Genomic DNA, 20,298 nt, shown 5'->3' on the forward strand with positions numbered 1-20,298 from the left:
CGCAGTATGACCACCGAAGTGAGGCTCAGTCCCCGAGAGCGGCTGCTGGAGGCGGCGGCCACGCTCACCTACCGAAACGGTGTCGGCATCGGCATCGAGGCGCTGTGCAAGGCGGCGGGGGTGTCGAAGCGCTCCATGTATCAGCTGTTCGAGAGCAAGGACGAACTGCTCGCAGCGAGCCTGGAGGAGCGCTCGTCCGCCTTCGTGGCGAAGCTCCTGCCGGGGGCGGATGATGGCCGTTCACCCCGCGAGCGGATCCTGCACGTCTTCGAGCAGGTGGAGTTGCAGGCGGGCGCGCCCGAGTTCCGAGGCTGCCAGTACCTCGCTGTGCAGATCGAGCTCAAGGACCAGAGCCACCCTGCGAGCCAGGTGGCACACCGGGTCAAGGGGAACCTGATGGCCTTTTTCCGTGCCGAGGCCGAGCAAGGCGGGGCGAGCGACCCGGATCTGCTGGCCCGGCAGCTCAGCGTGGTCTTCGACGGCGCCAGCGCCCGTGCGGGGATCGGAGCCGACACCCTGACAGGGCTCATCGCGCCCACCGTGGTCACCCTGCTCGATGCGGCAGGCGTGCACTGACGCATCACCTTTTCCAGCAGGCTCGGTGACTGATGTGCACTCCAATGGCCGGCATCGTTTGCAGGCCGTCTCACCAGAGAGGTTCCTCCTGATCGACCGGGGAGAAAGTAGGCAGGGATCCGGCCCACCGGGGCCCACTGTTACGTTGAGGTCGGGCGATGGGAAATATCGCTTGAGTTGCTCCTGAGCCTCTTAGGCCTCTTTTGCCGCAGGGCCTGGGTTGAGCAACCAGTGCTCCCGCCTCTTGGGGTATTGGCGAGATTTCAGGCACCCGGAGTGTGGGTGGTCGGGTCGATCACAAAATGGGGCAATCATCGATGGTGTGACCTGGCTATTCGCCTCTGCCACGGTTCCTTGCCCGGGTAGCGCAATCTCCGGTGACAGCTCGGGCGGCGACAAGGCAGACGCCTTGCCGCGGCCCATGCCGTCCTTCTGAATGGGTGCGATGTGACGTTCAGTCCGCATGGCAGGTGAGGTCAGTGGCGGGCAGGGTGCCGTCGCGGAAATAGGTGTTTACCGCGTTGTCCACGCAGGGGTTCGGCAGGCGGCCGAAGATGCCGTGCATGCGCACGTCCTGGAGGCTGACCAGGCGGGAGGCGGACATCGCCCGGTGCAGGTTCACGCCTTCCTGGTAGACGGTCCGGGTGTCGAGAGTGGCTTGGACGATGAGGGCGGGTACGTCGTTGCGCACGAAGGTCTTGGGTTCGCGGGGCGGCGTCCAGAACGCGCAGGCCGTGATGTTGTTCGCGTATGGCCCGAACACCGGCTGGCCGCCCCGGCTGCGCTGGATGTTGCGCCAATACCACTCCGGATCCCGTGGCACGGCGGCGTCACCGCAGATCACGGCCGCCTGGCTGGACAGATCTTGGGGCCGACCCGTCAGCATGAAGCGCAGCTCGTCGTCGAAGTCCTTGCTCGGCTGGACCGGCTTGCCCTCGGCGGCATCGGCGATCTGCCGCACCCGTGCGGCCAGGTGGGCGTTGTAGCGGGCGTCATGCAGCAGCGTGAACATTGTCATGGGAAGAAACCGCTCATCCAGGAGGTGCTCGCCGATGCGGATCGGCGATCTGGCCGCCTGCCTGATCAGGTCCTGGACTCGGTCCCGCACCTGCCGCCGTGTCGTGCCGAGGTGGTAGTCGGCGTCGCGGGCCGCGGTCCAGCTTGCCCACGCATCCAGCGCGGCCTCGTTGATCGGCCCCTGGTTCCTGATCGACCCAGCCATGTACGCGGCCGGATCGATCGCGCTGTCCAGCACGATCCGGTCGCTGCGGTGCGGGAACATCTGGGTGAAGACCGCGCCGAGGTAGGTGCCGTAGGACATGCCGAAGTAGGAGGTCTTCTCCTCCGCTAGGGCGCCGCGGATGACGTCCATGTCCCGCGCGGTGTTGCGGGTGGTGATGTGGGCGATCCTGTCGCCCTCCGTGCGCGCGCATCGCCGTGCGAGACCGGCCTGGGTCCGTACGGCGTCGCGGAAGTCTGCCCGGTCCAGCCCGGCCGACCAGAGCATGTGCCCGATGGGCCATCCGCAGTCGATCGCAGCACTACGCCCGACCCCCCGCGGATCCATGCCGATCAGGTCGTAACGGGAGGAGACCTCGGGGGTCATCGCCCCGCGGATGTAGAGCATGAAGTGCAGGCCCGCGCCGCCGGGACCGCCGGGGTTGGAGAGCATGATCCCGCGCCGGCGCTTGGTGTCGGTGGCCTTCAGCCGCGAGATCGCCACCTTGATCGTACGGCCCTGCGGTTGGGAGTAGTCCAACGGCACCATGATCTCGGCACATTGGGCGCCCGCCTGGTCCAGCGCGGCATCCCCGCAGGCCTTCCACTCGACGTCTTGTTCGTAGAAGCGGCTCAAGGTGTTGGCGCCGGCGACCCCGGTCCCGGTCAGCACTCCGGCCCCTACCGTCAGTGCGGCGAGCACAGCAGCTACCCGTTTCATTCATCGTCCTCGGATAAGGGGATGTCGTGGGCGCGCTACAGCCTGCTGGTTGATCGAACCGAGGCGCGCACCACGGAGGGAACGGAAGCAACCGTAGTTGACTAATTTGCATTCAGTCAACCAGAGTTGCTTATTTCGGAGAGGGTCGGCGTCCCCGGACCCGCCCGCGCCATCGTGGCCGGCCTGATGCAGGATGAGGGGGAACCGTGACCTCGTACCCGCGGCCGCTGGCGCGCTGTTCGCTGCCTACGCCGCGGCGATGGCCGCCGTCACGCCGCTGGCCGGGCGGCTGACCGACCGCCACGGTGCGCGCGCATGACGCAGCGCCCCGCCCGGCCTGCTCCGAGATCCCATAGGCGACCGCGAAGCTCCCGCGCGGTACGGCGCAAAGCTTGTGCGTCTGACCCCGGCGACGGTCGAACGCCGACCCTCTGCCAGCGGGCAACGTGAACGAAGGGTGACGCGCCTGGATCTGTTTCCTCCTTGAGCTTGCACCGGGAAACCGGTCGGTTTACAGTGAGGGAAACCGATCGGTTTTCTCACTGAGCTAGGGAGTCCAGGATGGCGACAAATCGGCCGGTAGCGCTCGTGACGGGTGCGTCATCCGGCATCGGAAAAGCGGCCGCGCTCGCGCTGGTGGAAGCGGGCTTCGACGTGGTCGGCACAAGCCGTGACACCTCGCGCGTCACCCCGCTCGACGGTGTGACCTTCCTCGACCTCGACGTGGCCAATGACAAGTCGGTCACCGCCGCGGTCCAGCAGGTGTTCGAGCGGTTCGGGCGGATTGACGTGCTGGTCAACAACGCCGGCATGGGCGCCATCGGTGCCGTTGAGGAAAGCTCCGTCGCGCAGGCCCAGGACCTCTTCAACGTCAACGTCTTCGGGGTGATGCGGATGACGAAGGCCGTCCTGCCCCGTATGCGCGCTCAAGGACGCGGCCGCATCATCAACCTCTCCTCCGTGGTCGGCTTCCTTCCCTCGCCTTATATGGCCGCCTACGCCGCCTCCAAGCATGCGATCGAGGGATACTCCGAGTCCTTGGACCACGAGGTCCGCGAGTACGGCGTCCGGGCGCTTCTCGTCGAGCCCGCCTACACCACCACCGGATTCGAGGCCAACAGCCCGCGCCCCGACACGCCCCTGCAGGTCTACGCGGACCAGCGGCGCGCCTTCGACCGCATGATGGAGACAGCGATCAAGGACGGCGACGACCCCGCCACCGTCGCCAAGGTGATCGTCGAAGCAGCGACCGACCCGAAGCCGAAGCTGCGCTACACCGCCGGATCCCTGGCCGGACGCGCAAGCACACTGCGCCGCATCGCTCCTGCCCGGGTTTTCGACAAGCAGATCCGCAAGCTCAACCAACTGGCCGGCTGACGCCTGCCCCGCCACAAGGAGTCGGTTGATATGCCCAGCCAAGAGGCGCGTCCCACGATTGACATTCCGGGGACCACCAGCCACACCATCGCCCCGCGCGGAGGGCGCCACAGCCATGAGGGAAGGCTGCGTTACCTCAAAGCGGGCACGGGTGCTCCCCTGGTCCTGCTGCACACCGTGCGAACGCAGGCCGAGCACTTCCGCGCCCTCATCCCCTTGATCTCCGACCAGTACACCGTGTACGCCCTCGATCTCCCGGGGATGGGCTACTCCGAGATCGTGCCTGGTGCGTCGTACCAGGAGCCGGCGATGCGCGCGGGCGTCGAAAGGCTCCTCAGCGAACTCGACCTCTATGACGTGACGTTGGTCGGGGAGTCCATGGGTGCGGTGCTCGCGCTGACCACCGCGGCCGATCTGCCGGAGCGGGTACGGCGCGTCGTTGCGGTGAATGCGTACGATTACTGCGGCGGAATCGCCCGGTCCGGTCTCCTCGCCCGTGTGGTGGTCGGCGGTGTTCTCGCTCCGGGGGTGGGCCCGGTGGTCGCCGGGGTGGAGCCCAAGGCCATCCTCCGCAGGGTCCTGCAGGGCGGGCTGGTGGACAAGACCGCTTTGCGGGCGGACTACGTGGACGAGCTCCTCCAGGTGGGCAGCCGGCCCGGCTACCCGACCGTCGCCCGGGCCGTGTACCAGAGCCTGCCCAGCCTCATCGCGGCCCGCGCGCGCTACACCGCGGTCAAGGCCCCCATTCACCTCGTTTACGGGGAGAAGGACTGGTCCCGGCGGTCGGACCGGGAGGCCAACAAGGAACTGCTGCCTGCCGCCGATTTCACGCAGGTGCCGGGAGCGGGCCACTTCATTGCTCTGGAACGGCCCCACGTGCTGGCCGACCTGTTGAACGCGGTGGCGTGACCGCCCCGAGACCGGAGTGATCACCCCCATTCGGGTGTGGTGCGTGAAGGAAACCGACTTCCACTATGTCGCGTGAAGGCCTCGTGGCAGGCAAAGGAGCGGCACATGGCGGAGATGCGGATCGAGTTCGATGTTCCGGCGCAGATGCGTGACGGCACCGTGCTGCGCGCGGATGTCTACCGGCCCGGCGGTACGGACCGTGGCCGGTGCTGCTGAGCCGGCTGCCGTACGGCAAGCAGTCGCCCATGGTGGCCATGGTGCTCGACCCCGCGGCGGCGGCCAGGCGCGGCTTCATATCCCGGCTCGTACGGCTCGGTCGGCATGTGCGGCGGCAGCTATTTCGGCAACACCCAGTGGATGGCGGCGCTGTCGAAGCCGCCGGAGCTGAAGGCGATCGCGCCGTTGTTTACGTGGTCCGATCCGGACGACGGCCTGTTCTCGCGCGGCGGCGCGATCGAGCTCGGCATTACCGTGCCCTGGTCCCTCATGCAGGGCGCCGACACCCTGATGCGCCGTCACCGCACCGACCTCGCCGGGCTGCAGAGGAGCATCGCCGGGCTCGTGCGGGATCTCGACGGCTTGGCGAGCAGCGGTTACGGGGAGCTGCCCGCCGGGCGGTTTCCGGCGTTCGCCCGGCACGGCCTGCCCGAGCTGGGCTACGAGCGTTCCCGGCGGGAGCCCGATTGGGCGCGGTCCTGTCGCGTCGCGGGCCGGCACGACGAGGTCGATCTGCCTACCTTCCAGGTCGGCGGCTGGTACGACATCTTCTGTCAGGGCACGCTCGACAACTTCACCGCCATGCGCCGTGCCGGCCGGTCCTCCACGCTGATCATGGGCCCGTGGAGCCACGCCAACTGGCGGCACGTGGTCGGTGACGTCAACTTCGGGTTCGGCGCGAACTCCGACTTCATGGGCATGCGGGGTCGCGTGACCGACATGCAGCTCGACTGGTTCGAGCGCACGCTCCGCGAAGGGGAGCCTCCGGAGCCGGACACGGGCAAAGTGCTGCTGTTCGTCATGGGGATCAACCAGTGCGGAATGGCCCTTGTCGCGGGCGGTGGACACGGACTTCCATCTGCGCGCGGACGGACGCCTGACGCACGAGCCGCCCTCCACCGCCGAGCAGCCCGAGGAGTTCACCTACGACCCCATGGATCCGGTGCCCACCACCGGCGGCGCGCTCTTCATGTCCGACGACTTCCGTCCCGGGCCGCTCGACCAGACGGCGGTGGAGGCGCGCGAGGACGTCCTGGTCTTCACCACCGAACCGCTCGCCGAGGACGTCGAGGTGACCGGCCGGGTCCGGGCGGTTCTCTTCGCCACGGACGGACCCTCGACCGACTGGGTGGCATGCCTGGGGTGGGTCTTGGAGCTCCCGCTCCACTGCACGCCGCGTCAGCTAGAGGTCCCTTCCCCCCGCGTGAAGGCGAGTCGGTCGGAGTCCGTGCCGGTTTCGATGATGGCCGCGTCGAAGGTGAGCTGGTCGGCGTTGGCGGGACCTTCGGAATCGAATGTCGCTTCGAACGAGCCGTATCGAGCGACGTGCTTGACACGGGGAGGGCGTTGTCGCGGCCCGACATGAACGAGACGCGGATCTCGATGGTCTGGGGGTGGCCAGATCAAAGTGGCGAAGGCGGCAGCTTGCGGCTCAGAAGCGTGTCGCGCGTTCGAGGAGGCTTGTCAGAACGGCAGGTTCCTGAACGGCCGAGACTGGCGGGGCTCCGTCAATGACGAGTGCAGGCACGCCTCGGATTCCCCTCTGGGTGGCGCGGCGTTCATCGGCTCGGACTTCAGCGCTGAACGCGTCGCCGGTCAAGAGTTCACCTACCTGGGCGAGATCAAGTCCGGCCTCGACGCCGAATGCTTGGAGAACGTCCGGGTCGGCGATGTTACGGCCCATGGTGTGATAGCCGTAAAGGAGACGTTCCAGAACGGCGTCGGCCAGGCCGCAGGTGGCGGCCAGGTGGATCAGGCGGTGAGCATCGAAGGAGTTGACGGGCCGGACCTGGTGCAGGTTGAGTTCCAGTTCCTCGGCTGCGCCGAGCGCTTGGATGTGGGCCACCCGGGCGCTCGCTCGGGCTGGGTCGTTCTGGTAGGTGGCGATCACCTGCGCCGCCGTCAGGCCGGGGATGGGGCTTCCGTCCGGATCGAGTTCGAAACTGCGCCAGACGACGTTCACATCGTTTCGGCCCTTCAGGGCGGTGGCCAGTCTTCTCTTGCCGATGTAGCACCAAGGGCACAGGACGTCGAAGTAGACCTCGACTTGCATGATCGTTCGGTCCTTTCAGTCGAGCGCTGGGGTGGGCGTCGTGGCCTGTTCGGGATGGCTCGGTGGGTGCGGCCGTGTTGCGCGCCGCAGGGTAAGGGTCAGCAGTAGGGCGAGCGCGATGAGCAGGGGGATCGTGATGAGCGCGTGCACGTGGAGGCTGTGGGCGAACGCGTCCCGAGCGGTTTGGGCCAAGGGGATGCCGAGGCTTTCGGGGAGTTGCTGGGCTGCCTGGAGCGCGGCGGGCAACGTCTCGCGGGTGGCTTCGGCGACCTTGGCGGGGACGCCGTCGGGCGTGTGGCCGATCATGTAGTTGCCGTAGACGCCGGTCGCGATGCTGCCGAGCACGGCGATGCCGAGCGCGCCGCCGAGTTCGGCGCCGGTCTCGGAGATCGCTGAGGCGGCCCCGGCGCGTTCGGGCGGTGCCGCGCCGAGGACCAGGTTGGTTCCCAGGGCCATGAACGGGGTCAGCCCGGCGAAGAGGAGGACGGAGCCGGACACCAGGATGACGGGGTTTCTGTCCACCTGGGTGAGCAGGATGGGACCGATGACGGCGAACGCGGCTCCGGCGCTCATGAGGACGACTGGGCGGATTCGGTCGGTGAGGCTGGAGACCACCAGGGCCACGACGGTACCGGTGATCGCGGTGGGCAGCTGCCATAGTCCGGCCTCCAACGGAGAGAAGCCGAGCACCAGTTGCAGGTATTGCGAGGTGAGCAGGCTGGTCCCGAACAGCACGATGCCGACCAGCACCATGCCTGTGACGGATACGGCGAAGGCAGGGAAACGGAACAATCCCAGGTCCAAGAGCGGGTTGGACAGCCGCCGCTGGCGGCGTACGAATACCACGCCGATCATTAGGCCCGCGACCAGGACACCAGCGGACGGCAGGGCGAAGCCGTGGACGGCGAGATCCTTGATGCCGAACACGATCGTCAGAGGAGTCAGCAGTGACAGGACCACGCTGACCGTGTCCAGCCGCCCGGAAGCCGAAGCGCGGGATTCAGGGATCAGGAAGGGGCCGGTGACCAGCAGCAGGGCCATAGTGGGAACGGCGAGCAGGAACACCGACCCCCACCAGAAGTATTGCAGCAGCACACCGCCGACCAGCGGGCCGAGCGCACCACCGCCCATGAAAGCCATCATCCAGATCGTGATGGCCAGGGTGCGCTGCCGGACGTCGAGGAACAGGGCGCGGATGAGCGCCAGCGAGGACGGCGCCAGAGCGGCGGCGGCGACTCCCTGGATCGCCCGTGCTGCGATGAGCGTGCTGGCGCTGGGGGTGTATGCGGCGGCAACAGATGCGCCGGTGAACGCGACGGCGCCGACCAGCAGGATCCGGCGGTGCCCGAGACGGTCGCCGAGCGTACCCATCGTGACCAGTGATCCGGCGACCATGAAGCCGTAGATATCGGTGATCCACAGCAGTTGGGGGCCGTCGGGCTCCAGATCGGCGCTCAGGCTTGGCAGCGCCAGATAGAGCACGGACATGTTCATCATGACCAGCACGGCGGGGACGCCCAGGACCGCCAGGGCGGTCCACCCCCGCACTCCGGCTCTGGCAGGGGGCTTATGGGCCATGGGAATCCGATCTCAGCCGCGGGCATTGCTGGCGGGGATGAGTAGGGTCTTGCCGATGGTGGTCCGGGCCTCGATCGCCCGGTGCGCGGCGGCCGCCGCCTCGAGCGGGAAAGTCTGGCCGATGACCGGACGCAGCTTCCCGTCGGCCGCGAGGTTCAGCGCGTCGACGATGAGAGCGCGGGTTTGGGCCGGGTTCGGTGCGGTGGTGAGGCCGATGACGCCGATGGAGCGTGCCTGGAGTTCGCCTTCGTCGAGTTCGGCGTCGGCGCCGCCGGCCATTCCGTAGATGCTCACGCGTCCGCCGTCGCGTAGCGCTGCGATCGCCTCGGTGCCGATCCGGCCGCCGACCCCGTCGAAGACGAGATCGAGTCCGGCGCCGCCGGTCGCCTCCGCCACCCGATCCAGCCAGTCAGGCCGGGAGTAGTCGACATAGGCGGCCGCGCCCAGTGAGGTGACCAGCCCGGCCTTGCCGACGCCTCGCGCAGCGCCGATCACGTGAGCATCCGCGGCGGCGGCGAGTTGCACCAGCAGGCTGCCGACACCCCCTCCCGCAGCCTCCACGAGAACCCGCTCCGACGGCTTGATCTCCGCCTGCCGGTACAGCAGCAGCGCCGTACGCCCATCGGCCAGCAGCGCGACCGCATCCTTGAGCTCCAGACCCGCGGGAACCGGAACCGCGTCCTGGGCCCGAGCCAGCGCCAGCTCGGCGTAACCGCCCTCGCCGCCGGTGGTGGTGACCACGACTGTTCCCATCAGGGCCGGGTCCACGTCTGCTCCGACGGCAACGATGCGGCCGCCCACGCCATTGCCGGGTATGCGGGGTAGCGCGGGCCTGCCGAACGGCCCGTTGCCCGAGCGCACCTGCGTCTCGACGAACGTGATACTCGCGTACGCCACCGCGACGAGCACCTGCCCCGGCTCTGGCACGGGATCTTCGACGTGCCGTATCCACAGGACCTCCGGCCCTCCGAACTCTTCCATGACGACGGCGCGCATGACACTCCTCTAAACGGATAGATTCGCTTCGTTTGGACAGAACCTATAACGGAGTGAATCGCTTCGCAAAGCGGATACAGTGAGCGCATGGCCCGCAGAGCTCCCCGGCACGCAGAAGCCGAACGCAACGACCAGGCCCTCCTGGAGGCCGCCAAGAAAGTCCTGGCCGTGGACGGAGCGCATGCATCGGTGGCGACGATCGCCGCACGCGCCGGAGTCGGCATCGCCAGCCTCTACCGCCGCTACCGTTCCAAAGACGAGCTCTTCCAGCACCTGTGCGCGCTGTCACTCGACCAGTGGATCCAGGCCGCCGAACGCGGCCTGCGACACAACGACCCTTGGGAAGGGCTCGCTCACTACATCAGCGCCTGCATCGAGTTCAGCGGCGGCTCCCTCGGGCCGCTGGCCGGCACGATCGCCGTCACCGACGAAATGGCGGCCAAGTTCACCAGGTCCGATGAGCTGATGCGAGCGTTGGTGGCCCGCGCGCACGCCGCCGGAGTGCTCAGACCGGACGCCACGGCCATGGACATCTCGCTCCTGATCGAACAACTCGGCAAGTCCCCCCTGATCGAACAACTCGACCGGCAGGGCCGCACCGACCTGACCGACGCAGCCCACAACGCCCGAAAGCGCACGATCGCCATCGCTCTCGACGGCCTGCGCTCCGGCCACCCTCAGCTGCCCGGGACCGCACCCACTCCCGCCCTCCTCGCCGAACGCTGGGAGCACGCCCCCACAGACTCGACGAGGACGCCAGGACGGCCTTGACGTGCTCCTCCCTTTGATTGGGGAGGATTCTCATGGCCGCAACGCGGCCACCCCTTGCGGGGCGGCGTGGGGAGTCCCGCCATGAGGTGCTTGACGCTTCAGCGGCCCCAGTGGTGCAGGGCCTCCACGTCCGGTGACCGCCCGTCCGGCGGCTGAGTTGTACCGATACAACTGGGTGCGGGCGGCGTTGACGTCGGCGTTGCCGATCCACCCGCAGGCTGGATTCTTGCACACGAACCGGGACTGACTCTCGCGCGAGCCCTCAATGATCGTGTGGCAGGCGTGGCATTCCTGGCTGGTGCCCGGCGCCGGGATGTAGACGACCTTGCCGCCCTTGTCGGTGGCCTTGTAGGTGAGAAATTCGGCGGTGCGGCCCCACGCCTGCACAGCGATGGCCCGGTTCAGGCCGCGTTTTTGGGCGACGTTCCTGCCCGGCTGTTCAAGGGTGCCCGAGGCGCTCGCCATCATGTTCGTGACCTTGAGGTCTTCCAGCACGATGACGGAGAACCGGTCGGTGAGCTTGGCGGTGGTCTGGTGCTGCCAGTCGATGGCCCGGCGCTTGGCTGTCGCGCGCAGGCGGGCGATCTGGTCGTAGGTTGTCTTCAGCCGGTTACTGGCAGGCTGACCGGGTGTCGCCGCTCGTTTCTGGCGGGCGGCTTTGCGTTCCAGACGGAGCAGGCGCTCCTGCTCCCCGCCGGTCAGCCACTGGTTACGGTGGAAGATCTTCTCCCCGGTGGACAGCGCCAACGGTACGGCGATGCCCCGGTCGATCGCGGTGTGCGGCCCCGGATGCGGGGCGGGCACCGGCTGCTCGGTCTGGATACGGAACACGATGTGCCACCCGCCTGCCTCCTTCACCAACCGCGCCCCGGTGATCTTCCCATCCCGGCTGCCCTTGGTGACCCCGGGCAGGTCCTTGGTCCATCGGAAGCGGACCCGGCCGAGTTTGGGGATGGTGACCGCGCCCCACCGGCGGTTGATCCGGGTGATGTTCAGGTCCCGCGCCTGGGGGACGTCCACGGCCATCCGGGAGCGGAACCGGCTCTTGAACGTGGGGCGTTCGGCCGGGTGGTCGGGGTTGAAGTAGTTGGCCCACGCCTGCCGGTAGGTCTTCAGCACGGCTTGCGCCGCCTGCGCGGGCAGGTCGTTGAGCCAGTCGATCTCTTTGCGGGCGGCCCGGATGGCCTCGTCGCACTGGGCGAGGGAGGCGAAGCGGCCCTGCCGGAAGGTGAAGAACTCGTGCAGCAGGTTCCACAGTGTGCGCGCGTTGTGCGCCTGGCCGTCCAACACGGCGCTCTGCCGCTGGTCCAACTCCAGGCGGGTGACATGAGCGCGGTTGCGTTTCTCCTGCTCCACGCGGCTCATTCTATCGTTTGGTGTATGTCACCGCGATGGGAACCGAACCCCGACATCAGAACCGGGCGTCACTGCGTCCACGATCTGTCCGCGCATTTGGTGTTTGTCACGAAATATCGGCGGGACGCACTCACCAGCCCCATGCTGGAACGCTGCGAACAGATCATGATAGAGGTGTGCGAGAAATTCGACTGCGAGCTGACCGACTTCAACGGCGCACACGACCACGTCCACCTCCTGGTCCGCTACCCGCCCAAGGTCGCCCTGTCCTCCCTCGTCAACTCCCTCAAAGGCGTCTCAGCCCGCTACCTCCGCCAGGAATACAACACCCACGTCCGCACACACCTATGGAGCGGCCACTTCTGGTCCCGCTCCTACTACGCAGGCTCGACCGGCGACGCCAACCTGGCGACCATCCGCACCTACCTCCAGTCCCAGGACCGGCCCCAGAAATGAGACAACACCAGACGTCGTCGCACTGGATTCCCAAGAGTGCGGGTTAGGGCACGTTCAGGCCCTTGGGGGCCTTCCCGCGCGGGCCTTCACCTCCCGCCTGAAGGCGGGATGCCGCGGTTGGCGGCGGCCAGGCGCAGGTTCCATCTCATCGTCGTAGTCCTTCCAGCTGAGCGGCGATGCGTTGCTGCCCGGCGATCCAGGCGTCCTCGATATGGGTGCTGGGGACGTGGACGTACTTCATGGTGGTGGCGATCCAGGCGTGCCCGAGGGTGGCCGGGATCGCCACCAGGTCCATGCCGCCCAGATAAAGCTGGGAGGCGCAGAAGTGGCGAAGGACGTGGGGAGTGATCACCTCGGGCCAGTCCGGCAGGTGCGCCTGAGCGGCCCGGGCCAGCGCCGCGCGCAGAGTCTCATCACCGACACGGGCGGCACTGCCGTCGATGTTCTTGCGTTCGGACGGCAGCAACGAGGCACCGGGCCGGGTGTGGTCGTCGCCGAACTGGGCCCACACGTCCTCAACGAACCAGCGCAGCGTCGCCGCAGCGTTGTTGATCAGCGGGACCATGCGTTCTCGCGGTCCGGACCCGCGGGCGCCCTTGCCGTGCCGGACGTGCAGCTTGCCGAAGCGGCCCAGCTCCCACTTGATGTCGGCCAGGTCGAGCTTGCAGGCCTCGTTCACCCGCAATCCAACCTCCGACATGAGTCGGCAGGCAGTGTAGTTGCGCGCGGCCGGGGCAAACTTGCGGCAGGTCGACAGCTCTTCCCGCCAGCCGGCGAACAACCGGCTGACCTGGTCGGCGGTGGGCGGGATCCGTAGCCTGGGCTGTTGGCCGCCACGGGGCCGGTTCATCTCGTCGATCGGGCACTCGACGACCCGCCCGGTGGCCTGGTGGATCTCCACCTTGTGCCGTAATTCGAGAAACAAGAAGTAAGTCTTGATCGCCTGAGCCCGGGCCAGGCGTGTGCCCTTGGCCGTGTTCCGCAGCACCTTGCCGAAGTAGGCATCGGCATCGGCCGGGTCCATGTCCCACAGCGGCCGCCCGAACCAGGCCCGCGCCTGCTCCAGATGCATCACATCCGAGCTGATCGTCCCGTCCGACAGCCCCGCCGCGGCGCGGGCGAGCACGAACCCGGCCAGTACGTCAGTCTCCAACGCATCCAAATCGTCCGGAGTCGCCGAGGCTCGCGCCACACGAAGATCCCGCACCACCGCCAGCGCCAACTCTGGCCTCCTCGTCTTCGCCATCTGTGCAAGACGAACGACGAGGACGATAGACCTTCAGAATCTCTGAAGTCTCATCAATCCTGCAAGAACTAGGGATCCCAGGAAGTAGGCTCGCCCCGGCCGGATGCCGCCAGGTCGGCACGGACATGGATGAACGCGGCCGCCTGGGCAGGGCCGGCCTCAGTTGACCTGGGCCTTTTCCGATGGCCCCTCGGAACCAGCCGTGCCCGCTTTCGTCGCTCATCGTGGCATGCGTGTGGACGGCGGGCGTGGATGCCCTCATGGCATACGCGGCAGACGACGAGGGTCTTGCGCCGCGGAACCGCATAATTCGCAGACCTCGGCGGTGAGCCGTTGGATCAACTCCAACCGGCGGCCAGCTCCTGGTCGGTCCAGCGGCGCGTGGACAAGTGGAACGGCCTGTCGCCGGTGATCCGCAGCGCTCTCCCGGAGGAGTCCGCCAGGCGGAGCCAGCGCCAAGAGCGAGGGCATCAACCGCGTCCGCACCGCTCAACTTTGAAGACCCGGACACCGGGCGCTTGCCGTCTGGAAACCGATCGGTGTACGCTGTCGGAAACCGATCGGTTTCCGGTGGGAGCGCCCATACCAGCATCAAAGACGCGGTCGCCGTCGTGACAGGGGGCAGTCGCGGCATCGGGCAGGCACTGATGGAGGCCCCCTACGAGTGTGGAGCCGCCAAGGTCTGCGCGACCGCCCGCGACCCACGGGCCATCGGCGCAGCGTCAGTCGGTGCCGTTGATCGCCAAGCTGATGCAGAGATCCGTCTCGAACACGCCGCGCTCATCGCGTACTGATCGTGTGCGTACTTAACTTCTGGAGTAAAAAGCCATGTCTTCTCACACCACCTCCACCATCTTCGTCATCGGCGGCACAGGGGCTCAAGGGATGCCCATCGTCCGCGCTCTTGTCGCCGACAAGAAGTACTCCGTTCGAGTCCTCACCCGCGATCCCACCTCCCCCCGAGCCCAGGCCCTCCTCGGGCTCGGCAACGTCTCCATCCTCGAAGGGTCATTCGCCGACGAAGACGTGCTGCGGGAAGGATTTCGCGGCTGTGACGGGGCATTCATCAACATCGACGGGTTCAACACCGGCGAGAAAACCGAGACCTACTGGGCCATCCGCAGTTACGAGATAGCGATCGAAGAAGGAATCAAGTTCTTCGTCTACGGAAACCTCGACTACGCCCTCAAGAAATCAGGCTACGACTCCAGGTTCCGCACCGGCCACTATGACGGCAAAGGCCGTATGGCCGAATGGGTACTGTTCCAAAACGAAACGAACAGGGACAGGATGGGGGCGGCGGTCTTCACTTCGGGTCCCTACATTGACATGGTGATCTCACCGCTCACGCCCATGACGCCCACCATCGAGGACGGTGTCGTCACGTGGCGAGTCCCTCTCGGCGAGGGAGCCGTTCCCCACGTGGCTCTCGACGATTGCGGATTCTACGTTCGCTGGCTCTTCGACCATCCAGAGCGGGCTAATGGCATGGACCTCGAAGTCGCCATCGAACAGATGACCTATGCCGATATGGCTGCGGCGTTCGAGAAGGTTACCGGGCATCCGGCACAGTACATCGACACTGATCTGGACACCTATTGGAATGGTCCGGACCTGAAGGGGCTTGCTGATCACCCTGCCGGATACAACGCCGATCCGAACGACAAAAGCACCATGAGCTTCCGCGACAATTTCACGGGTTTCTGGAATGTATGGAAATACGGAATCATCACCAGAGATTACTCTCTGCTAGACGAAATTCACCCCAATAGGATTAGAAGTGCTGAGGAGTGGTTCCGTCGAGAAGACCAGATGGGAAGGGACCTCGGCAAGGGAAGTCTCTGGGAGCGGGTCCAGCCGGAGAACTGGAGCGTCGACTCTGCGATCCTTAAGAGCAGTGCGGATTTCAGGACGGGCAAGTTGTAAGGTTGTAAACGGGTGAGCGGCAATTCGAACCCGATCTCGGCCAAAGCACGGGCCGACTTCGGCTTCCGCAACGCCGGCAGCCAACGCGTTCAGCTCGGCCTTCGACACCCCCCGCGACCCGCCGCGGTGCGGGACCGGCATCTGCTCTACGGCCTGAGCCTGCGGCTGCACCTGCACGACGCCTCGACGGGCATTGCGTTAACCACAACAGCATGACATGGGACCGTGCTGTCAAGCATCAGATGGGCCTGGACAAGCGCCACGACGCCGCGCCGGCCAGTCGCCCCGGCCGGATGACGCCAGGTCGGCACGGGCACGGATGAGCGCGGCCGCGATATCGCGAGGACACCACAGGTAGACCACGACCCATCGCGCATCCGGCACCGGCTCGGCCAGGGCCTTGACCGCCTCCGGCCGGCCGACCTGCGGCACCGGTACGAATCTCGCGCACAGCTGCGCTCGTTGCCAGAGCTGTTGCTCGCATGCTGTGGTCACTGCCACGCCCCGGCTTCACCCGGACGGTGTCCCACCGGGTCCGCCGGAACCACGAATGAACCGGTTGCCGCGGTGTGCTCACGCATCCACTTGGTGAGCGCCTCCTCGCTCGGCTGACTTCCTTGGTTCTGTTTTGAAACTCACATGGTGATGGTTTGGCCCAACTGGATTTGCATGATGAAACCGATCGGTTTACGGTGGAGGAAACCGATCGGTTTCACGTTGTGGAGGCAGTCATGACAGCAATCAAGGGCGCCAACGTCTTCGTCACCGGAGGTGGCCGGGGCATCGGCAAGGTGCTGGTCGAGGAGCTCTACGCCCGCGGTGCCGCCAAGGTGTACGCCACGGCCCGCGACCCACGCACGGTGACGAACCCCGATGCCGTCCCGCTGGCGCTCGAGGTCACCGACCCGGCATCCGTGGTGACCGCCGCCGAGCAGGCCCAGGACGTCACCATCCTCATCAACAACGCGGGCGCCTCCGTCCGCGCTTCGTACCTCGGCTCCCCGATGGAGGACGTGCGCCGGGATCTGGACACCAACTTCTACGGGCCGCTGCTGCTCACCCGGGCTTTCGCGCCGATCATCGAGCGCAACGGCGGGGGCCACATCCTCAACGTCCACTCCGCCCTGTCATGGCTGGCCGACGGCACGCCCTACAGCGCCTCCAAGGCCGCCCTGTGGTCGCAGACCAATTCCTTGCGCCTGGAGTTGCAGCCGCGCGGCATCGCGGTGACCGGGCTCCACGTGGCCTACGTGGACACCGATATGACGTCGGGTATCGACGCACCCAAGGCCGACCCCCGCGATGTCGCCGTGGCCGCGCTCGACGGCATCGAGGCAGGGGCACACGAGGTGCTGGCCGACGACACCACCCGCTGGATCAAGTCGCAGCTGTCCGCTGACCTCGAAGCCATGTACGCCCAGCTGAAGAAGTAGCGCGTACTCACCGACCTCAAGGAGGTCCTTGTGGAAAGTTCGCTCACCCACCGCTTCGTCGACGTGAACGGGGTCCGGCTGCACATCGCCGAGCAGGGGCAGGGGCCGCTGGTCCTGCTGCTGCACGGCTGGCCGGAGAGCTGGTACTCCTGGCGTCACCAGTTCGGGGCGCTGGCGGCGGCCGGGTACCGCGTCGTTGCCCCTGACCAGCGCGGCTACGCCCGCAGCGAGCAGCCGCCGGACGTCACGTCCTACACCCTGCTCCACCTTGTCGGCGACGTGATCGCCTTGATCGAGGAGCTGGGGGAGGAGCAGGCGGTCGTCGTGGGCCACGACTGGGGCGCACCGGTGGCCTGGACAGCGGCGATGCTGCGCCCGGACAAGGTCCGCGCGGTGGCCGGGCTCAGCATTCCGCCGATCCTGCCCGGCGGAATGGTCCCGCCCTCGATCACCCGCACCCAGTACGGCGAGGGCTTCTACCAGGTTTACTTCCAGGAGCCGGGAGTGGCTGACGCGGAGTTCGCCAAGGACATCCCGGACTCCTTCCGCCGCCTCCTGGTCGGCGCCTCAGGCGACAACCCGCTCGGCAGGGAGCCCCGCCCGCTGGTCATACCCAACGGTCTGGGCCTGCTGGACATCATGCCGCAGGCGCCCGCTCTCCCGGCCTGGCTGACGGAGGAGGACATCCAGGCCTACGCCGAGGACTTCGCCCTGCACGGCGAGCAGGCCTTCACCGGAGCCTTCAACTGGTACCGCAACATCGAACGCAACAACGAGCTGCTCGCGCCTTTCCGGGGGCGCGGGATCGACGTCCCCGCGCTGTATGTGGTGGGAGACCGTGACATGGTCACCTCGTTGCGTGGCCCGGACGGGGGGAGCTCGCTGAGCGAGCTTTTGCGTGGCCAGGGCGGGCCGGGCAACCCGCTGAGCGCTGTCGCGCCTCACCTGCACGGCCCGGTGGTGCTGCCGGGTTGCGGGCATTGGACGCAGCAGGAGCGTCCCGCCGAGGTCAACGCCGCCCTCCTCGACTTCCTCGCCCGCATCGACGGCCAGGCGCCCCGATGACACTTCGCGGAACCCGCTGACCCACCCTAACCAGACAGAGGACACATCGATGTCAGAGCGCAATCCCATCCTGATCACCGGTGCCGCCGGTGAAATCGGCGGTGTGAGCAGAACGATGGTCGAGATGCTGCTTGACCAAGGGCACCCGGTGCGCGCGTTCGTGCGGCGGGACGACGAACGCGCGCACGCGCTCCGCGAGGCCGGGGCCGAGGTCTTCGTCGGTGACCTGCTCAACATCGCCGACGTGACCGCCGCGCTGAAGGGCTGCCGACGCATCTACTTCAGCATGAGTCTGTCGCCGTACTACACCGACGCCGTCGCGCTGATGGCCGCGGCGGCGCGGGCCCAGGGCGACATCGAGGTCTTCGTCAACATCTCCGAGTACGAGCAGTCGTTCATGACGTTCGAGAAGATGACCGCACCGGACGAAGAACGGCGTTCGTGGCTCGGCGGGCTCATATCGGACTGGTCGCCGCAGCAGCGGGCCCACTGGGTCGCCGAGCGGGTGCTGGAGTGGTCCGGCCTGCCGACCGTCAACGTGCGGGCGGCCATGTTCGTCGAGAACCCCCTGATGACGTGGCTGGCGCTGGAGCCGCTGGGCAACGGTGAACTGCGCCTGCCCTTCGGCCACCACCGGCTCGCGCCCATCGCGGGGTACGACGTGGCGGAGGTGTGCGCGAAGATCCTGGCCGACCCGGCGCCGCACATCTCGAAGTCCTACGAGCTCAACGGCCCGGAACTGAAGGACATGCACGGGTTCGCGGAGGACTTCGGGGCCGTGCTGGGACACCAGGTCACTTACGTTCCCGTAGAGGTCGAAACCTGGAACGAGACCTACGTGGACAGCGCCCTGGCCGCGTTTCCGCACACTGCGGAGCACCTGAAGACCCTGACCCGGCTGATGGGCGGCGGGGGCTACCGCGGCGTCACCGACCAGCTGGAAACCCTGCTCGGGCGCCCGCCGAAGACCGTGCGCTGGGCGCTGGAGAACCATCCGCGCATCCGGAAACTGGCGACGGCCTGAGCCGCTGAGCGCTCCAGAGCACGAAGATGCCTGCCCCCAAAGTCCTGTTCCGGTCAGGACGTGAACCGGCCGCTGGGCACGACCACGTACTGGCGCAGATACAGGTCGCGGAAGCTCACCGGACCGCGCGGGCCGGGCACCCGGTCGATGTTGATGCCGGTTTCCGGCAGCCGCAGCAGCTTGAAGCCGTCGAGGAGCCGTGTGGTGGAGTTCCAGAAGACCCCCGAGCCGGCGTAGGCGTCGATGAACTGCGCGGCGGCGGCCGGGTCCTCGGTCGCGATGGCGGCGGCCAGCCCAGAGGTCTCTTCATTGGCGATCCGAGCCGCGTGCAGCGGGCCGTCGGCGGCGTCGACCGTCACGGTGGCCGCACGCTTCGGGTCGAGCGACCACTCATACCCGCGCGGGTGGGTGTGCGGGGGCAGGGAGACGGTGATGCCGAGGCGGTCCAGGACCTGGAGAATGCCGGGGAGCCGCTCGTCGTACACGGATCGGTCGATGAGCAGCAGATTGAGCCGGTTGCACACGCCCAGCCGGTCCAGGCTGTCGGCGATCAGCTGGTGCACGGCCTTGTCGTCGGCGGCCGAGTCCACGTACAGGACCCCGCCGCCGTCGGCATGGGCGAGGGTGCGCACGCCGTGGCGGGCGGCCTCGCGGCCGAGGTCGCGGGTGCTGTCTCCGCTGCCGCGCAGGATGACCAGCGGAATGAGCTCGGGCAGGGACACCAGCGCGTACGCCGCCGAGCGGTCTTCGCTGGGCACCAGCTGGATGGCGTCCGGATCGAGGCCGGCTTCGCCGAGGGCCGGTGCGATCACCTCGTCCACGATGGCTCGGGACGAGCGGAGTGCGGCCGAACCGGTGCGGAGCACGCCTGCGTTGCGTGATTTGAGGAACTGGGAGGCGATATCGAGGGTGACGTTCGGGCGTGCCTCGAAGTTCGCGCCGATGACGCCGACCGGCCTGCGGCGCTCCAGCAGGGTGAGGCCGTCCGAGCGCTCTTCGAGGGCCTTGTCGCGAGGCTCGTGCGCCACGTCCGCCAGCGTGCGCAGCTCTGCGGCCATGCTCTCCAGTCGTGGGCCGGTCAACCGCAGCCGGTCCTGCAGGGCGGGTGACATCCCGGCGGACACGGCTGCGGCGAGGTCTTCTTCGTTGGCGGACGTGAGAGTGTCCCGCGCTGCCCGCAACCGTTCCGCCATGGCGCGCAGCGCGGTGTCGATGGCCGTGTCCGTCGCGTTGTGGAGGGTCGCGCAGCTCTGCTTGGCTCGGATCGCGCAGGCACGCACCGCCTCTTCGGCGGAGCGGGTGTCACGGTTGTCGTCGCTGGTCAAGGGGCGTCCTTCTGCGGGCCGAGCGTATTGGCACCTTCAAGAGGATTGTAGC

The 20,298-nt window shown here is 67.3% G+C and carries 19 protein-coding genes and 1 pseudogene; 13 read left to right on the top strand and 7 right to left on the bottom strand.

Annotated elements, in window-relative coordinates; translation table 11 throughout:
- Nucleotides 1–6: 6 nt before the first annotated feature.
- A complete protein-coding gene (locus OHA25_RS38590; RefSeq protein ID WP_327581851.1) occupies nucleotides 7–576 on the top strand; it encodes a TetR/AcrR family transcriptional regulator in 570 nt (189 codons plus the stop codon).
- Nucleotides 577–1,030: 454 nt separating this feature from the next.
- Here the strand turns inward: OHA25_RS38590 and OHA25_RS38595 are convergent, their stop codons facing one another.
- Nucleotides 1,031–2,515 carry an alpha/beta hydrolase gene (locus OHA25_RS38595; RefSeq protein WP_327581852.1) on the bottom strand — a complete coding sequence of 495 codons (1,485 nt, stop codon included), beginning with the start codon at nucleotides 2,513–2,515 and terminating at the stop codon, nucleotides 1,031–1,033.
- 193 nt (nucleotides 2,516–2,708) lie between these two features.
- Between OHA25_RS38595 and OHA25_RS38600 the strand changes: the two genes are divergently transcribed.
- The 5 genes and pseudogenes from OHA25_RS38600 (at nucleotide 2,709) to OHA25_RS38620 (ending at nucleotide 6,383) form a co-directional block, all read left to right on the top strand.
- A complete protein-coding gene (locus tag OHA25_RS38600; RefSeq protein ID WP_327581853.1) occupies nucleotides 2,709–2,834 on the top strand; it encodes a hypothetical protein in 126 nt (41 codons plus the stop codon).
- 242 nt (nucleotides 2,835–3,076) lie between these two features.
- Nucleotides 3,077–3,892 carry an oxidoreductase gene (locus OHA25_RS38605; protein WP_327581854.1) on the top strand — a complete coding sequence of 272 codons (816 nt, stop codon included), beginning with the start codon at nucleotides 3,077–3,079 and terminating at the stop codon, nucleotides 3,890–3,892.
- Between the two features lie 30 nt (nucleotides 3,893–3,922).
- Nucleotides 3,923–4,801, top strand: coding sequence for an alpha/beta fold hydrolase (locus OHA25_RS38610; protein WP_327581855.1), 879 nt, complete (start codon nucleotides 3,923–3,925; stop codon nucleotides 4,799–4,801).
- 321 nt (nucleotides 4,802–5,122) lie between these two features.
- A pseudogene (locus tag OHA25_RS38615) lies at nucleotides 5,123–5,773 on the top strand (CocE/NonD family hydrolase); the annotation flags it as partial.
- Nucleotides 5,774–5,858: 85 nt separating this feature from the next.
- The gene (locus OHA25_RS38620) at nucleotides 5,859–6,383 is read left to right on the top strand and encodes a CocE/NonD family hydrolase C-terminal non-catalytic domain-containing protein (protein WP_327591102.1); all 525 of its coding nucleotides are present in this window, start codon (nucleotides 5,859–5,861) and stop codon (nucleotides 6,381–6,383) included.
- A 66-nt stretch (nucleotides 6,384–6,449) separates the two neighbouring features.
- Here OHA25_RS38620 and OHA25_RS38625 read toward each other — a convergent pair whose 3' ends face one another.
- Genes OHA25_RS38625 through OHA25_RS38635 form a run of 3 tightly spaced genes read right to left on the bottom strand, consistent with a single transcriptional unit; the run spans nucleotide 6,450 to nucleotide 9,644 of the window.
- A complete protein-coding gene (locus OHA25_RS38625) occupies nucleotides 6,450–7,070 on the bottom strand; it encodes a DsbA family oxidoreductase (protein ID WP_327581856.1) in 621 nt (206 codons plus the stop codon).
- A gap of 15 nt (nucleotides 7,071–7,085) precedes the next feature.
- Nucleotides 7,086–8,648 (bottom strand): MFS transporter, encoded by a 1,563-nt coding sequence (locus OHA25_RS38630; RefSeq protein WP_327581857.1) that lies wholly within the window; start codon nucleotides 8,646–8,648, stop codon nucleotides 7,086–7,088.
- A gap of 12 nt (nucleotides 8,649–8,660) precedes the next feature.
- Entirely contained in the window at nucleotides 8,661–9,644 is a 984-nt protein-coding gene (locus tag OHA25_RS38635; RefSeq protein ID WP_327581858.1) for a zinc-binding dehydrogenase, read from the bottom strand.
- An 87-nt stretch (nucleotides 9,645–9,731) separates the two neighbouring features.
- On the opposite strand from OHA25_RS38635, the gene OHA25_RS38640 reads away from it, so the two are divergent.
- Nucleotides 9,732–10,415, top strand: a complete 684-nt coding sequence (locus OHA25_RS38640) for a TetR/AcrR family transcriptional regulator (RefSeq protein ID WP_305918695.1) — start codon at nucleotides 9,732–9,734, stop codon at nucleotides 10,413–10,415.
- A 30-nt stretch (nucleotides 10,416–10,445) separates the two neighbouring features.
- On the opposite strand, the gene OHA25_RS38645 is transcribed toward OHA25_RS38640, so the two are convergent.
- The gene (locus tag OHA25_RS38645) at nucleotides 10,446–11,771 is read right to left on the bottom strand and encodes an RNA-guided endonuclease InsQ/TnpB family protein (protein WP_327581859.1); all 1,326 of its coding nucleotides are present in this window, start codon (nucleotides 11,769–11,771) and stop codon (nucleotides 10,446–10,448) included.
- A gap of 24 nt (nucleotides 11,772–11,795) precedes the next feature.
- Here OHA25_RS38645 and tnpA point away from each other — a divergent pair, with 24 nt between their 5' ends.
- The gene (gene tnpA / locus OHA25_RS38650; protein WP_327581860.1) at nucleotides 11,796–12,227 is read left to right on the top strand and encodes an IS200/IS605 family transposase; all 432 of its coding nucleotides are present in this window, start codon (nucleotides 11,796–11,798) and stop codon (nucleotides 12,225–12,227) included.
- A 145-nt stretch (nucleotides 12,228–12,372) separates the two neighbouring features.
- Here tnpA and OHA25_RS38655 read toward each other — a convergent pair whose 3' ends face one another.
- Nucleotides 12,373–13,380 carry a tyrosine-type recombinase/integrase gene (locus OHA25_RS38655; RefSeq protein ID WP_327581861.1) on the bottom strand — a complete coding sequence of 336 codons (1,008 nt, stop codon included), beginning with the start codon at nucleotides 13,378–13,380 and terminating at the stop codon, nucleotides 12,373–12,375.
- Between the two features lie 921 nt (nucleotides 13,381–14,301).
- Between OHA25_RS38655 and OHA25_RS38660 the strand changes: the two genes are divergently transcribed.
- From OHA25_RS38660 to OHA25_RS38680, 5 genes are all read left to right on the top strand, one after another.
- Nucleotides 14,302–15,399, top strand: a complete 1,098-nt coding sequence (locus OHA25_RS38660; protein WP_327581862.1) for an NmrA family NAD(P)-binding protein — start codon at nucleotides 14,302–14,304, stop codon at nucleotides 15,397–15,399.
- A gap of 12 nt (nucleotides 15,400–15,411) precedes the next feature.
- A complete protein-coding gene (locus OHA25_RS38665) occupies nucleotides 15,412–15,615 on the top strand; it encodes a hypothetical protein (RefSeq protein WP_327581863.1) in 204 nt (67 codons plus the stop codon).
- Between the two features lie 515 nt (nucleotides 15,616–16,130).
- On the top strand, nucleotides 16,131–16,832 hold the full coding sequence (locus OHA25_RS38670) for an SDR family oxidoreductase (protein WP_327581864.1): 702 nt from the start codon (nucleotides 16,131–16,133) through the stop codon (nucleotides 16,830–16,832).
- A 30-nt stretch (nucleotides 16,833–16,862) separates the two neighbouring features.
- Nucleotides 16,863–17,897, top strand: a complete 1,035-nt coding sequence (locus tag OHA25_RS38675; protein ID WP_327581865.1) for an alpha/beta fold hydrolase — start codon at nucleotides 16,863–16,865, stop codon at nucleotides 17,895–17,897.
- A 49-nt stretch (nucleotides 17,898–17,946) separates the two neighbouring features.
- Complete coding sequence (locus OHA25_RS38680) at nucleotides 17,947–18,921, top strand: NmrA family NAD(P)-binding protein (RefSeq protein WP_327581866.1); 975 nt, start codon at nucleotides 17,947–17,949, stop codon at nucleotides 18,919–18,921.
- Nucleotides 18,922–18,974: 53 nt separating this feature from the next.
- Here OHA25_RS38680 and OHA25_RS38685 read toward each other — a convergent pair whose 3' ends face one another.
- Nucleotides 18,975–20,246 (bottom strand): aldehyde dehydrogenase family protein, encoded by a 1,272-nt coding sequence (locus OHA25_RS38685; protein WP_327581867.1) that lies wholly within the window; start codon nucleotides 20,244–20,246, stop codon nucleotides 18,975–18,977.
- Nucleotides 20,247–20,298 lie beyond the last annotated feature (52 nt).

Origin of the sequence: Nonomuraea sp. NBC_00507, assembly GCF_036013525.1 — a bacterium.
GTDB lineage: Bacteria > Actinomycetota > Actinomycetes > Streptosporangiales > Streptosporangiaceae > Nonomuraea.

Excerpts from the sequence above, each read along its gene's own strand:
- OHA25_RS38590 (WP_327581851.1), top strand. The coding sequence starts at position 7 with ATGACCACCGAAGTGAGGCTCAGTCCCCGAGAGCGGCTGCTGGAGGCG.
- OHA25_RS38595 (WP_327581852.1), bottom strand. The coding sequence starts at position 2,515 with ATGAAACGGGTAGCTGCTGTGCTCGCCGCACTGACGGTAGGGGCCGGA.
- OHA25_RS38600 (WP_327581853.1), top strand. The coding sequence starts at position 2,709 with ATGAGGGGGAACCGTGACCTCGTACCCGCGGCCGCTGGCGCGCTGTTC.
- OHA25_RS38605 (WP_327581854.1), top strand. The coding sequence starts at position 3,077 with ATGGCGACAAATCGGCCGGTAGCGCTCGTGACGGGTGCGTCATCCGGC.
- OHA25_RS38610 (WP_327581855.1), top strand. The coding sequence starts at position 3,923 with ATGCCCAGCCAAGAGGCGCGTCCCACGATTGACATTCCGGGGACCACC.
- OHA25_RS38625 (WP_327581856.1), bottom strand. The coding sequence starts at position 7,070 with ATGCAAGTCGAGGTCTACTTCGACGTCCTGTGCCCTTGGTGCTACATC.
- OHA25_RS38630 (WP_327581857.1), bottom strand. The coding sequence starts at position 8,648 with ATGGCCCATAAGCCCCCTGCCAGAGCCGGAGTGCGGGGGTGGACCGCC.
- OHA25_RS38635 (WP_327581858.1), bottom strand. The coding sequence starts at position 9,644 with ATGCGCGCCGTCGTCATGGAAGAGTTCGGAGGGCCGGAGGTCCTGTGG.
- OHA25_RS38640 (WP_305918695.1), top strand. The coding sequence starts at position 9,732 with ATGGCCCGCAGAGCTCCCCGGCACGCAGAAGCCGAACGCAACGACCAG.
- tnpA (WP_327581860.1), top strand. The coding sequence starts at position 11,796 with ATGTCACCGCGATGGGAACCGAACCCCGACATCAGAACCGGGCGTCAC.
- OHA25_RS38660 (WP_327581862.1), top strand. The coding sequence starts at position 14,302 with ATGTCTTCTCACACCACCTCCACCATCTTCGTCATCGGCGGCACAGGG.
- OHA25_RS38670 (WP_327581864.1), top strand. The coding sequence starts at position 16,131 with ATGACAGCAATCAAGGGCGCCAACGTCTTCGTCACCGGAGGTGGCCGG.
- OHA25_RS38680 (WP_327581866.1), top strand. The coding sequence starts at position 17,947 with ATGTCAGAGCGCAATCCCATCCTGATCACCGGTGCCGCCGGTGAAATC.